Below are 14,790 nucleotides of genomic sequence, written 5' to 3' on the forward strand. Positions count from 1 at the left end.
AAAGATTATGAAAAAACTAAACTGTGCTACTTATGAAGGTATAGATGCTAAGGTTGTTGATGTTGAATCTACCTTGACAAAGGGGCTTCCTTCTTTTACTATTGTAGGTATGGCAAATATTTCTATAAATGAGTCCAAAGAGCGGGTAAAGTCTGCCCTTTTGAGTAATGATTTTTCTTTTCCTCCAAAGCGTGTCACCTTGTCGTTATCTCCTAGTGACATACGAAAGGAAGGCTCGCAGTTTGACCTTAGCATCGCTCTTTTGATTGCTTTAAATGCTAGTGATGCAGACTTTAGCGAGTGGTTTGTTTTTGGTGAACTTGGACTCGATGGGAGTGTAAAAGAAAACTTGAAACTCTATCCGCTTATCTTATCTCTTGCAAATCAAAAAATCATTACAAAGGCTATTGTTCCTTTTGAGAGTTTAGAAAAACTTTCAAAGATTCCAAATATAGAATTTTACGGAGTAAAAACACTCCAAGATGCAACAGAACTTTTAAGTAACCAAGAAGGAATTTCTCCAAGTATTGCTCAAACAGAGATAGCCTATCCATTTTATGAGATTAAGGGTGAGAAATATTACTACGCTAAAGAGTATGAAGATGATTTTAGTGATGTAAAAGGACAAGAGGTTGCAAAAAGAGCCGCACTCATATCGAGTACGGGCTTTCACAATATTTTATTTGAAGGCTCTCCCGGATGCGGGAAAAGTATGATAGCTAAAAGACTTAGGTACATTTTGCCTGCTATGAAAACGGAGGAGATACTTGATGTCGCAAAACTTCAAGCCCTTGAAGCTAAACCCATCGAGTTTAAACCACATAGGAACATGCGTTCACCACATCACACTTCTACCCTTGGTAGCGTGTTTGGAGGTGGTTCTTTCAAAGCTCAAATAGGTGAAGTTGGTTTAGCACATAATGGAGTTTTATTTTTTGATGAACTTCCTCACTTTAGTAAAACTATCTTAGAAGCATTAAGAGAACCGATGCAAGACAATCGTATCAGAATTTCAAGAGTAAACACTAAGGTTGAGTATCCAAGTAACTTTTTGTTTGTTGGAGCGATGAACCCTTGTCCTTGTGGAAATCTTTTGAGTGAGCATCTAGAGTGTAGATGCAATGAGCTTGAAATTCAAAGATATAAAAACAGACTTTCTGACCCATTTTTAGACCGCATAGATTTAACAGTTGTTATGCAAAGTGTAGATGCTAAAGACAAGGCAAGTGTAAGTTCAAAAGAGTTACACAAGCAAGTTTTAGAGGCTCATCATTTTGCAAAAAAAAGAGGTCAAGATAATTTTAACGCCAAACTTAGTGACAAGGAAATAGAAAACTTTTGTGCTTTAGACATAGATGCTAAAAGTGTTTTAGATATGGCTGTGAGTAAATTCGCCTTATCTTTTAGAGCTATAAAAAAGACTCAAAAAGTAGCTAGGACTATTGCCGATTTAGAAAAAAGTGAGTTGATACAAAAGAGCCATGTTTTAGAGGCTCTTAGTTATAGAAGACGCTAAACATTATAGTAAGTTGCATTTGGATGATAAACAACTAAAGCACTTGTAGATTGTTCAGGATGAATTTGAAAAGTTTCGCTTAACTCTATGCCAAACTCTTCTGGTTTGAGTAGGTCAAAAAGAGGGCGATTTAACTCTAAATCAGGACAAGCTGCGTAACCAAAAGAGTAACGAGAGCCTTGATATTTGTTCATTTGAACATCACTAAGTTTACTCCCTTCCCCATCTGAAATATTTAAATCTAGTCTTATCTGTTTGTGAGCGATTTCAGCTAATGCTTCAGCTAATTCAACCCCAAGTCCATGAAACTGATAATACTCTGTATAGTTTCCTTCATCCATTATGGCTCTTTCTGCGTCACTTAGTTTACTTCCAGAGCTAACACAAGTAAGTGCTATGACATCATGTCTGTCTGAGTGAAAAAAGTCACTTAAAGCCCTGTGTGGTGCTTTTCTTTGTCTTGGAAAACTAAACTCTTTTATTTTCTCTGCTCTTACATCTTTTAGAGGTTTGGTATTGACCTCGGCATCTGAGTTGTAGCCATCTTGTGGGTCAAATAGAAGAAGTTTATTGTCATCACTTCTACAAGGCCAATAGCCATAAATGATAGTAGGCTCAAAAAGTTTTTCATCCAAAAACTGTGCTTTTAGTTTTTCATAAGCGGGTAAAATAACTTCATCTACTTGTTTTTGATACTCCTCTTTTGTCATTCCTTTTGAACTGTAACCCCAACGAGATTTAAAAAGTATCTTATGGTTTATCCATTCAAATGCCATCTCTATTTGAGTGTCAGTTAGTTTTACTTCTCTTCTTCCCCAAAAAGGAGGAGTAGGAACTTTGACATCACGATTAGGCATTTTTAACTCTTCAAAAGGAGGAATCACTATTTCTTTTTTTACCTTTTTTACCTTTTGTTCTTTATCTTTACCATGTAAATCTGTATCAAGATTTCCAGCTTCGATGCGACTCATCGCAGTTACTCCATCAAAAGCGTCTTTGCAGTAAAAGATTGGTCCATCATAAAAAGGACGACAAAACTCATCTATAAAGTTACGAGTCAGTGCAGCTCCACCAAGTAAAACAGGGATGCTAATATTTTGTTTTTTTAAACTTTTTAAATTTTCTTGCATTACTTGAGTTGATTTTACTAAAAGTCCACTCATTCCAATGGCAGTAGCATTTGACTCAATGACCGCTTTTGTAAAGTCTTCAAGTTCAACTTTTATGCCCAAGTTCATAACTTTAAAACCATTGTTTGAGAGTATGATATCTACAAGGTTTTTACCAACATCATGTACATCACCTTTAACTGTTCCAAGAGCTAAGATAGTATCTATTTCTTTTGTGATTTTTGGTAAGTATGGGTTTAGATAATCAACAGTTTTTTTCATAGTTTCGGCACTTTGAAGCACAAAAGGAAGTTGCATCTGACCTGAACCAAAAAGTTCCCCTACAACCTTCATAGCATCTATAAGAATTTTATTTACTATGACCTCTGGAGCGATAGATTGACGAGCTTTTTCAACAAGTGGAATCATTCTCGCTTTATCGCCGTCCATAAGAAGTTTGGCTATTTTTTCTTCATCACTCATCGCTAAGTAGGCTTCATCTTCAGCACCTGTATCGATGGCTTCTTTTGTAGAAAAATGTTCTATAAAGTCAAAAAGAGCATTTTCTTTTTTGTTAAAGATAAGGTTATTACAAATTTCTTGGTCTTTTTCACTGATTTTATTAATGGGAATAATATGCTTAACATTGATAATAACGCTTGTTAAACCTGCCTTAATACAATGATGTAAAAACATAGAGTTTAAGTAAGGTCTTGCATCTTTATCTAGTCCAAAAGAGATATTTGAAAGACCTAAAACTGCTCCGACTTCAGGGTGTTTTGTGCGAAGTTCTCTTATGGCATCTATGGTATTTATACCAGCATCTCTATACTCGACATCTCCACTCGCTAGAGTAAAGGTTAGAACATCAAAAACCAAGTCTTCTTTTTTTATGCCATGTCTTGAGGTTGCTAAGTTTATAATTCTGTCGGCTACTTCTAGTTTATTTTCAACTGTTTTTGCCATACCAACTTCATCGATAGTTAAACAAACAAGCGATGTACCAAACTTTTTAGCTAAGGCACATACTTCATCAAACTTACCTTCTCCATCTTCAAGGTTAACAGAGTTTAAAATTGGCTTTCCGCCTATGTTTTTAAGAGCAGTTTCAAGTCCAACAGTCTGAGTAGAATCAGGCATAAGAGGAAGAGCTATCTTTTGGTTATACATGCCCATAACAGCATTCATATCTTTAGTCTCATCTCGACCTGCAAAACCGACATTTACATCTATTGCGTGAGCACCTGCTCTTACTTGTTGCTGAGCAACACTTAGCGTTCCTTCATAGTTTTCTGCTAAAAGTAGTTCACGAAAAGCTTTTGAACCTGTTGCGTTTGAGCGTTCCCCCATAAGTAGAGGAGCAGGTTCTTGCATAAGAGAAGTAGTGTTAAAAAGTGAAGCAATAGCATTTGGATGTGAACCTGTTGCAACTTTAGGTTTTATATCACCAACTCTATCTACAAGAGAGCGAATATGCTCGGGCGTAGTACCACAACATCCACCTAAAAAGCTAACCCCATCAAAATCTAAAAAAGCCTCTTGTTTATCACTAAACTCATCAGGTCCCATCGGATAGTAAGTATATCCACCACGGTTTTGAGGAAGTCCTGCATTTGCATGAACACTTATGGGTTTATGCCAAACTTCACTTAGAGTTTTTACATGTTTTAAAACTTGCTGAGGTCCAGTTCCGCAGTTAAAACCAAGACTTAAAATATCAAAAGGTTCTAAAATAGTGGCAATAGTCGAGGCATCTGTACCTATAAGCATAGTTCCACTAAGTTCTATGGTTACTGAAACCATGATTGGGATGTCAACTTCTTTTTTACGACTTGCTTCTTTACAAGCGTGAAGAGCAGCTTTAATTTGTAGAGGGTCTTGAGCAGTTTCTAGTAAAAAAACATCTACTCCACCGTCTATTAGAGCTTCACAAAAACTGGTATAACCTTCATACATTTCATCATAACTAATATGCCCTAAAGAGGGAAGTTTTGTCCCTGGTCCAACTGAGCCTAAGCAAAATCTAGGATGCTCTTTTGTTGAGAATTTTTCACACTCTTTTTTTACTATCTCTGCTCCAGCTTTTGTGAGCTCATTTGCTCTATGACCTATATCGTACTCATCTAAAACCCAAGTGAAAGAACCAAAAGTATTTGTAGTTATAAAGTCTGCTCCAGCACTAAGGTAAGCATGTGCAATTTCACTTAAAATATCTGGTGCTGTAACATTTAAAAGTTCGTTACAACCTTCGTTTCCCTCCCAAGCAGATGCAGGGATTTGCTCATCTCTTTGTTGGAGTTGAGTACCTAAAGCTCCATCAATTATAAGAGGGCGTTTTTTAATAGTTTGTAAAATATAATCTTGTGTATTCATAAGTGGATTTTAGCAAAAAAGAGCATAAAAATATCTTGTGAAAAGTAGTTTAAGCAAAATAAAACTTGCAATGATGGTGTTTTTGCCTCTATTGGTCATCATAGTTTAAGAGATAATCATCAACTAACTTTAGCTTCAGACTTTTGTGCAATCCTCTATGAATTTTAATGAGTATTTTTAGAAGTGAAAATGTTCCGCCATCTAGAGTATTTGTTGTGCTTGGAATCTTGATATTTTATATCTGGCTCATAATCAAATATCTGCTTCTGAATCCATCTAGAACTTTTCTTGTATTCCTCTGCTAAATCACTTAAAGTTTAATTTTAATTTTATTTGATGTAGTTATATATATTATAATAAAAGATTAATATAAAACTAAACATATATCTGTTATAATGTGACATTATTGTGACAAATTTATCTTTTTTGAAGATATTAGGAGTTTTTATGGGTAAAAAAAATAAAGCTATCGAGAAAGCGCAGGCGTGGCGTATTAAGAGATATTACATATTTATAGCAATTACTGTTATAACTCTTGTTCTGCCTTGGATAACAGTAAATGACAATCATTTCTTTTTATTAAGTTTTGACAAGTTAAAGCTACATCTTGCATTTGTTCAGTTTGATATGCAAGAGTTATACTTGATGCCATTTTTATTAATGTTTATGTTTTTAGGCATCTTTGGTATGACCGTTTTAGGTGGTCGTGTTTTTTGTGGCTGGATATGTCCTCAAACTATTTTTCGTGTAATATATAGAGATTTGATAGAAACTAAAATCTTAGGTCTTCGTTCTCGTATAAAAAATAAGCAAAAAGAACCAGATATGACAAAGGCGCAGAACAAGCTTAAAAAAGTCATAGCTGTTTTACTTTGGATAGCACTTTCTCTTCTTGCTAGCTCAAACCTTTTATGGTTTTTTGTTCCACCTGAAGACTTTTTTGCATACTTAGGTGATTTTGACAATCACTGGACTCTTTTTGGAACAGTTCTTGTAATGACGCTATTTCTTGTTTATGACATAATATTTTTAAAAGAAGATTATTGTATCTATGTCTGTCCTTATTCTCGTGTTCAGTCTGTTTTATATGATGAGCATACAATAATGGCGCTCTATGATATGCATAGAGGAGGTAATATTTATGATAAAAATAAGCAAAAACAATTTACTTCTCAAAAAGATATTCAAGTGCAAGAACCTCACGCAGAATGTACTACTTGTGAGAGTTGTGTAACAGTTTGTCCTACTCATATAGATATACGAAAAGGTCTTCAGTTAGAGTGTATCAACTGTCTTGAGTGTGTAGATGCTTGTACAACAGTAATGGGTAAACTAGGTAAACCATCTCTTGTTACTTGGTCTAGTGATTTTGAGATAGTTGAGCAAAAAGGTAAAACACAATATTTTCGTACTAAAGTTTTAGCTTATGTGGTTCTTTTAGTTGGGATAATGTTTGCCTTAGCTTATATGGGTGGTACAAAAGAGCATATGCTTTTAAATATAAACAAAGAAACACGCCTTTATTCAACTAAATTACTTCCAGATGGTAAGGTTAGAGTTGATAATGCTTATGAATTTTTACTACAAAATACTCAAAATGAAAAAATGAAATTTTACTTTGAAGTAATCGCTCCAAAAGGGATGGAAGGTAAGATAATTATTGCTAAACCTTCGAAGGAATTTACAGCTGTTCCAAACATAAAAAAGAAAAAAATTGTTGTTTTAAGAACTACAGAAGTGCTTGTAAAAGATGATAGAAAAGATACCATCATTCCTATAACTATTCGTGCTTATGCTATAGGACACGAAGAAGAGATAGTAGTTTTTAGACAATCAACCTTTGTGTTTCCAAAAACAGAGATATTAAAAGCAGCAAAATAATCATTATTTAAACAGCAATAGGATAAACTCTAAGTATTCACATTTTGGAGTTTGTCTTGTTTAATAAAATGAAAAAAATCCTTCTTTACTCTCTTTTATTCTACACTATTTTTGGCTTTTTTGTTCTTCCATTTATCTTAAAACCACAACTCATCGATATAGTCCAAAAACAAACAAATGCTAAGATTTCTATTGATAGTGTTTACTTCAATCCTTATATTTTTAAATTAAGTATAAGTGATATAAAACTTACAGATGCAAATGAAGTAGAGCTTTTTTCTTTAAAATCATTAAGCGTAAATGTAGAGTTATACTCACTTTTAAACTCTGCTATTCATCTAAGTCAACTAGAGCTTCAAGAACCAAAAATTTCACTTATTTTTAATAAAGATAAAACAATAAACCTAGCTTCTATAGTGAAAGAAGACAAGCAAAAGACAGCAGAAAAAGAGTCAGATTTTGAGATGCCAAGAATAATTCTTGATGAGATAAGCATCATAAATGGTGGAGTTAAGTATGAAGATTATACCAATACAACACCTTTTCATTTTTCATTTGAGCGAATTAGTTTAGAGTTAAGAGATATAGATACTGAAAATTTTGATTCAAGCGATGCTAACATAAGATTTCATACAAATCTTGGAGATGGTGGCTTTTTTGATTTTAAAAGTCAGATACTTGGATTTAAACCTTTTATAGTTAGTGGAAGTGTTGATTTTGAAGCTAGTAAATTATATACACAGTGGAAGTATGTTCAAGACAATCTAAACCTTGAAGTAGCAGATGGTAAAATTAATTTTAGTGGGGATTATTACTTAAATTTAGATGACTTAAATGCTACAAGCATTGATAATTTAAATTTTGCAATAACTAAGTTGCGCATAAAACCAAAAAATAAATATAAAGATGTTTTAAATCTTAGTAAGTTTAGTGTGAGCGATGCTAGTATAAAACCTATGCAAAAAGATGTTCAAATCCGAAGTGTCACTTTAGATGCTTTAGCTATAAAGGTTAAAAGAGAAAGTGATTCAAAGATAGACTGGATTGAGTATATCAAAACAAATTTTGTTGAACAAAATGCTACTAAAGAAAAAGAGATATCAGAACCATGGAGTCTGCTTATCAAAAAAGTTGCTTTAGAAAACATCAGTGTAAACTTTGATGATAATGCAATAAAACCAAAGGTAAATACAAATCTTGATGAGTTAAATATATACCTTAAAAATGTAACGCTAAAAGGAGAACAGCCTTTTTCATTTAAGATAGACACTAAGATAAATGATGAGTTTATTTGTAACTCTTTTGGTGATGTAAAATATAAAATCTTAAGTATAGATGCATATACAAAATGTAGTGGTTTAGATATTGTAAAGTTTCGTCCTTACATAGATGCTATTGCAAGAGACGCTCTTAGTGTTTATGATTTGAAGCTACAACAAGCGGTTGTTGGGTTTGATGCAAATGTAAGCATAAGCGAGCTTGATGAAAAGATACAAGCAAATGTAAATAAAGCAAATTTTAATCTAAGTAAGTTTGCTTTAAATAAACGAAGCACAAATGAAAGGCTTGTTAGTTTTGCAGATTTTTCTATAAATGATATAAACCTAAGCACAAAAACTAAAGCTATAAACATCCAAAAAACAACACTTAAAAGTTTGAATATTAAAGCAAGACTTTATGAAAATGGCAAGATAAATATGGATAAACTCATAGTTGCTAAAGCATCTAAAAAAATTAAGTCTAAAGGTAAAATAAAAAACTCAGAGTATAGAGTTAAACTAAAACATTTTGCACTTCAAGGTGCAAGAGTTAGTTTAGATGACAAAACATTAAAGCCAAACCTAACAACAAAACTCGATAGAATATACTTTAACGCGTATAACATAGACTCTAAAACTTGGACTTGGTTAAGTTACAACTTATCTATCAGACTAAATTCAAAAGGTTATCTAAAAGCTAGAGGTAACTTAAGACACACACCATTAAAACAAAAGGGAAGTTTTGATTTAAAACAAATCTCTTTAAAAGAGTTTAGTCCATATATAGAAAAAGATTTATATTTAAAGCTAAATGATGGTTATTTAAATCTAAAAAGTAAAACCAAGTATGAAAAAAACAAAACAAAAGCTGATTTAAAAGTAAAGGGCTCTGTTAATATAGATGAATTTTTTGTATTTGATTCAAGAGATGATTCAACGCTACTTTCCTTTAATAAACTTGATGTGAAATCTTTTGAGTATGAGATGTCTCCTAATCGTGCTTTTGTAAATGAACTAAACATAAATGGTTTTTATGTAAATGCCATCATAGATGAAAATAAAAAAATGAATTTCGCATCCTTGTCAAAAGCGCAAGTAGATGTAAACACTACTAAAAATGAAGATAAAAATGCTACAAAATTTCCATTTAAGATAATGAAGCTAGATATTGCATCTGGTAGTGCAAAGTTTGCTGATTTTTCTCTACCTCTTAAATTTAAAACAAATATACATGACTTAAATGGTGTTATTTACTCCATTACAAATGAAAAAAATGAAGTTAGTTATGTAGATATAACTGGAGAGATTGATGAGTATGGCTCGACGAAACTTGTAGGTTCAGTTGATAGTGCAAATCCTAAGTCATATACTGACTTGGACTTTAACTTTAGAAACTTAGACTTAAACTCTTTGAGTGGATATAGTGCTGATTTTACAGGTTATGAGATAGATAGTGGAAAATTATTTTTAGATTTAGGTTATGAAATACTAGATTCTGAGTTACTTGGTAGAAATTCTGTAATCATTAAAAATATTAAACTAGGATATGAGATAGAAGATGAAAATAGCTCATCTTTACCTCTCGGGTTTGCTATCGCTCTCTTAGAAGATGGTGATGGAATTATAGATATTGATATGCCCGTTGAGGGAAATCTTGATGAGCCAGACTTTAAATATGGTACACTTATTTGGAAAACTTTTGGTAACTTGATTATAAAAGCCGTAGCATCCCCCTTTAAGTTTTTAGGCTCTATGATGGGAATAGATGGAGAAGAGTTAGAATATTTGGAATTTGAACCAGGTCTTGCAACTATCTTGCCTCCAGAGCGTGAAAAATTAGATAACATCACTAAACTAATGCTAAAACGACCAAAAATATTTTTAAAAATCACTCCGCAATATGATGAAGGGCAAGATGCATGGATGCTAAAACATAAAAAACTAATTGCTATGATTATGAAAGAAAGCGGAGCAAAAAGTAAAAAAGAGCAAGACAAGGCAATGAACATAGATATACTAGAAGATATTTATGAAAAGATGGCTCCAAAAAAAGATGTTGATGATATAGAAAAAGCTTTACAGATAAAGTATAAAGGTAAAGTTCTCAAAAGAGCTTATATGAATGCTGTTTTAAAAGAAGTGACACAGATGCAAGTTTTAAAACCGCAAGAGCTTTCAGATTTAGCAACGCTACGAGTTAAACTTGTTGTTGAATACTTAGTAAATACAAAAGGACTTGATAGTAAAAGAATAATACTCCAGCCTGTGCAAAAGCTTGAGGAAGTGCAAGAAAATTGGGTAAGAACAAAACTAGAAGTTGAAATAAAGTGATAATTTTGTGATATAATGGCATTTTTATTTAAGGAGTGAATATAGATGCCATTTTCTGTTAAAAAACGCAAAGGTACTTTGAGTGGGATATTTTTTGTTGCAATCTTTGCAGCTGCCGCTACAATGCTCTCAAGCTTAGAACTTTTTAGCTCTCTTGGAATTTCTCCTCTTGTTATTGGTATCGTTCTTGGTATCTTTTATGCAAATACTCTTCACAACCAAACTCCAGATGCTTGGCAAGGAGGTATAACTTTTAGCGCTAAAAAAATTCTTAGATTTGCAATAGTTTTTTATGGTTTTCGTATAACTTTTCAGCAGATTGCAGAAGTCGGCATCGACGGATTTATGGTATCTCTTATTATGCTCTCAACAACTTTTATCCTCGGAACATTTTTAGGTCAAAAAGTTTTTAAAATGGACAGAGACACTTCAATGCTAACAGCTGCTGGAGCAGCAGTGTGTGGAGCCGCCGCAGTTTTGGCGACAGAGCCTGTTTTAAAAGCACAAGAGCATAAAACTGCTGTGGCTGTTTCTATGGTTGTTCTTTTTGGAACAATAGCAATGTTTTTGTACCCCGTACTTTATAGTTCAGGTTTGCTTGATATGAACGCAAGAGAATTTGGCATCTATGTAGGTGGAACTATTCATGAGGTTGCACAAGTTGTAGCAGTTCCAGCATCTATTCCTAGTGCTGGAGATGAGATGGCAAACTCTGCTGTAATAGTTAAAATGACAAGAGTTATTATGATTGCTCCGATGCTTATCATCTTGGGTATTTACCTTTCTTACTCTGCTAAAAAAAGTGGAACTATTGGTGGTGGAGTTAAGTTAGTTATACCTTGGTTTGCTGTTTATTTTGTGGGTATGGCTGGGTTTAACTCTCTTGGACTTGTAGCAGAAGATATCGTTAATCTTATAAATGAAATAGACACTTTTTTACTTACCATGGCGATGACAGCACTTGGTATGGGAACAAGGTTTGCCAAGTTTAAAGGCTTAGGCCTTGCACCATTTTACACAGCCCTTTCTATGTTTGTTTGGTTAGTTGTAGGCGGGTATTTTATTACTAAATGGGTTGTAGCTACTTTTTAAAACTACTTAACTTTACTTTCATTCATCGCTCTTAGTTTTGTATCTATTTGGAGCGCAAGGTTTTTATAAAGAGTAGCTAAAGCAACAGAACAAAACTCCATATTATCATGGTTTATACTAAAAGAGAGCAGAGTTGTGTTTTGGCTAGAACACACAACAGAAGCACTTCTCTTTGTACTAAAAATTGCCGCAGACTCTCCAAATGTTTTTCCTGTTTCAAGTGTTCCTATCTTTTTCCCTTTATGAAATACTTGACATTGCCCTGATAAAATAAAAAAGATTTCTTGTGAAATATCGCCATCTTCAATGATATAGTCTTTGTAGTTAAATTTTATAAACTTTAGATTGTATATGATAGCCTTTAAATCTTGAGGGTCAATATTTGCAATAATTGAGATTTTACTTTGAACTCGTAGTAATTTAGCGAAAGTTTGTTTATCTTCTTTTTCCTCTTCAATTTTATTTACCTGTAAAAACTGTTCTATATCTTCTGGAGTATATCCTTGTGTATCTGTCATGTGTGTACCCTCAAGCATTTCTTTAAATATTGGTAGTCTTGTGTATAAGGTAAGGCAACGCCTAGCCTATGAAGTAAGTATTTTTTAGAGTTAATATTTGCATCTAGTCGTAGCATCTTAAGTGTTCTGGATATTGCTCCTGACTTGGGACCTTCCATCCATAAGAAGTGGTCTAAATAGAAAATCTTTGAGTTTAAAATCTCTTCTATTGAACTTAAAACATATTTGTTTTGTGCAAGATACTCTTCTTGAAAAATTTTAAAATATATGTCATACATTGCTTTGTAATGTGATTTTATAAGTTTTATCATTTTTCTTTTATCACTATTTATATCAGAAGATTCTTCTAGGTAATCTAAATTTTCTTCTATCTCAATAAAAAGGTTTAGCTTTGAGAAAAATCTTTTATCAAAAATCTTTTTTATTTCATCCTCATCTTTTTTTAAAGAGTCATATAGTTTATAGATGCTATTTATATCTCTATGAAGTTTTTTTAGTGTTTTGTCATAAAATGTATAATCTAAGGAAGTGAAATGTTTGATGGTAGTGTTTAGATAATCAAGAGTTAAAAGATAGTTTTTTTTAGGCTGGATTAGATTGTGTGCATCTATAAAATCAGAATTATTATCAATAATATCAAGTGACTCAGCAAATCTAATATCTATGTAATCTGTAATGCTGTTAGTAATAATATCAATATTCATGCCGATAGTATATACTATGTTTAATAAAACTATATAAAGAAAAACTATATAATAAACGAAACTCTCAAAAAAGGAGCTAAGATGTCCCACCTTCCAAATACACTAAATTCTTTTTGGCTCTGGAGAGAAGTGTCCTCAAAGCTAGGTGTTTCAAATCCAGCATATAAATACTGGCGAGATACCCCAAGCCTTAAATTAAATAACAAATATGTTTTTATACAAAAAAATACCTTACCAAAAAAACATGAGTATGTTGAAGAAATCTTAACAGACCTCTCAGGATACTTGCCTATAAAATTTGCATCTGACAGACTACATGTCAATGAGCATATATTTTCATATGAGAAGATGAAACTTTATAAAGAGTTTGAGTATAAATTTGTAGAGGATGTTAAGTTTGTAAATATAAAAAAATTCTTTAGAGAGTTTGGTATCAAAGCTAGTAAAAATGCTATCGTACAACTTGGACGGATAAAAGATTTAGAATTTACTCCAAATTCAACTTTTTACAACCTAAAAAATGACTACGGCATCATAGTTTACGAATAGATGAATAGTTTTTTTATAGAGTTTCGTGATCCACTTTTTGGTATAATTGTCTTTTTTGTACTCATCTTTGTGATTACATTTTTTTCATACTGGTGGAGTAGATTTAGAAAAAAAGAAGACCATAGGCACCTAGATAAATTTTTAAGACAGTTTCGTTCTTTACCGTCAAAAGATGAACTAAAAGTTCTTATAACAAAAGGTGATTTATCTGAGAAGTCATGGCTTTTGTTGGCTCACTCATATGCTAAGCATGGAGATTATGAAAAAAGTATAGAAATTTATAGTGAACTCTTAAAAATCGGAGATAAAAAAAACTATAGAGATACTCTTTTTTTACTTGGACGAACTTACTTTAAAGCAGGTTTTTTAGAAAGAGCAAAAGAAATATTTTTAAAGATATTGCAAAGCAATCCACGAACGCCACAAGCATTACAGTATCTTTTACTTGTTTATGAGCATATGCGAGAGTATTCTTTAGCTCTAGAAGTTTTAGAGCCATTAAATGAGCTTAAAAAAGATATACAAAAAGATAAAGTATATTTAGAACTTTTAACCTTGCTTCACGATATGAATTTAGAAGTTGATGAAAAGGTAGAAAAAATTGTAAAAACTTATGCTCTTAATCATGAACTAACTCATATGGTTTTTGAGTATCTATTTAGAGTAAATCCAGTATTAGCATGGAAGAATTTTGATAATTCAAAAAGTGAAGTTCTTTCAGATGTCTTATGGCAACTAGATAAAGAGCATCTTGATTTAGATATAATCGAGAAAAATGGCTATTTAAGAGAGTTATACACTGCTCGTGGTGATGTTGAAATGGCAGAGGGAAGCTCGGTTTTTGAGTTGGATGTACTGATAAACTTAAAACAAAAGTCAAATGCGACACTTAGTTTTGAGTATATATGTGATAATTGTAAAGTAGTTTTTCCATTCGTTTTTCATCGTTGTAGCTCTTGTCATAGTATTGATAGTTCTCAAATTGAGTTTAGTTTAACAAAAAATTATCATAGGGAATTTAGTGAAGAAAATAACTCTTTTCAGTGATGGAAGTGCCTTAGGAAACCCTGGTCCTGGTGGTTATGGCGTAGTTTTACGCTATGGGGATAAAGAGAGAGAAATCTCTGGTGCCGAGGTTCATACAACAAATAATAGAATGGAGCTACTAGGTGTAATAGAAGGACTTCGTGCTTTGAGCCAAAAGTGTGAAGTTGATGTGATTTCTGATTCATCATATGTTGTAAAAGGTATAAATGAATGGCTAAAAAACTGGATAAAAAGAGATTTTAAAAAAGTTAAAAATCCAGACTTGTGGAAAGAGTATATAGAAGTTTCACAAGGTCATAAAATAAATGCTATTTGGGTTAGAGGTCATGACGGACATGAAGAAAATGAAAGGTGTGATAAACTTGCAAGAGATGAAGCACAAAAGATGAAAGATTCATTATAGGAGAAAAA

10 protein-coding genes are annotated in these 14,790 nt (G+C 32.7%); 7 read left to right on the forward strand and 3 right to left on the reverse strand.

The annotated features are described in order from the left end of the window. Positions 1-7 precede the first annotated feature (7 nt). A complete protein-coding gene (locus MOV50_RS06895) occupies positions 8-1,516 on the forward strand; it encodes a YifB family Mg chelatase-like AAA ATPase (protein WP_321777177.1) in 1,509 nt (502 codons plus the stop codon). On the opposite strand, the gene metH is transcribed toward MOV50_RS06895, so the two are convergent. After that, positions 1,513-4,998, reverse strand: coding sequence for a methionine synthase (gene metH / locus MOV50_RS06900; protein ID WP_321777178.1), 3,486 nt, complete (start codon positions 4,996-4,998; stop codon positions 1,513-1,515). The two genes, MOV50_RS06895 and metH, sit on opposite strands and share 4 nt — an antisense overlap. A 447-nt stretch (positions 4,999-5,445) precedes the next feature. On the opposite strand from metH, the gene ccoG reads away from it, so the two are divergent. Genes ccoG through MOV50_RS06915 form a run of 3 tightly spaced genes read left to right on the forward strand, consistent with a single transcriptional unit; the run spans position 5,446 to position 11,561 of the window. Continuing rightward, on the forward strand, positions 5,446-6,879 hold the full coding sequence (ccoG, locus tag MOV50_RS06905) for a cytochrome c oxidase accessory protein CcoG (protein WP_321777179.1): 1,434 nt from the start codon (positions 5,446-5,448) through the stop codon (positions 6,877-6,879). Between the two features lie 56 nt (positions 6,880-6,935). After that, positions 6,936-10,469: a DUF748 domain-containing protein gene (locus MOV50_RS06910; RefSeq protein WP_321777180.1), complete on the forward strand. Its 3,534-nt coding sequence runs from the start codon at positions 6,936-6,938 to the stop codon at positions 10,467-10,469. A gap of 45 nt (positions 10,470-10,514) precedes the next feature. Next, positions 10,515-11,561 (forward strand): YeiH family protein, encoded by a 1,047-nt coding sequence (locus MOV50_RS06915; protein WP_321777181.1) that lies wholly within the window; start codon positions 10,515-10,517, stop codon positions 11,559-11,561. A 2-nt stretch (positions 11,562-11,563) separates the two neighbouring features. Here the strand turns inward: MOV50_RS06915 and MOV50_RS06920 are convergent, their stop codons facing one another. Together MOV50_RS06920 and MOV50_RS06925 are read right to left on the reverse strand one after the other, a co-directional pair. Further along, the gene (locus MOV50_RS06920) at positions 11,564-12,079 is read right to left on the reverse strand and encodes a cyclic nucleotide-binding domain-containing protein (protein WP_321777182.1); all 516 of its coding nucleotides are present in this window, start codon (positions 12,077-12,079) and stop codon (positions 11,564-11,566) included. Then, positions 12,076-12,783: a hypothetical protein gene (locus tag MOV50_RS06925; RefSeq protein WP_321777183.1), complete on the reverse strand. Its 708-nt coding sequence runs from the start codon at positions 12,781-12,783 to the stop codon at positions 12,076-12,078. The genes MOV50_RS06920 and MOV50_RS06925 overlap by 4 nt, the downstream gene beginning before the upstream one ends. Before the next feature lie 81 nt (positions 12,784-12,864). Between MOV50_RS06925 and MOV50_RS06930 the strand changes: the two genes are divergently transcribed. The 3 genes from MOV50_RS06930 to rnhA are packed head-to-tail and all read left to right on the forward strand — an operon-like array spanning position 12,865 to position 14,782. After that, positions 12,865-13,332, forward strand: a complete 468-nt coding sequence (locus tag MOV50_RS06930) for a hypothetical protein (protein WP_321777184.1) — start codon at positions 12,865-12,867, stop codon at positions 13,330-13,332. After that, a complete protein-coding gene (locus tag MOV50_RS06935; RefSeq protein WP_321777185.1) occupies positions 13,333-14,379 on the forward strand; it encodes a tetratricopeptide repeat protein in 1,047 nt (348 codons plus the stop codon). Then, the gene (gene rnhA / locus MOV50_RS06940; RefSeq protein WP_321777186.1) at positions 14,354-14,782 is read left to right on the forward strand and encodes a ribonuclease HI; all 429 of its coding nucleotides are present in this window, start codon (positions 14,354-14,356) and stop codon (positions 14,780-14,782) included. Before MOV50_RS06935 ends, rnhA begins: the two co-directional genes overlap by 26 nt. The last annotated feature ends 8 nt before the right edge of the window (positions 14,783-14,790 follow it).

The organism is Sulfurimonas sp., assembly GCF_029027585.1.
Lineage (GTDB): Bacteria > Campylobacterota > Campylobacteria > Campylobacterales > Sulfurimonadaceae > Sulfurimonas.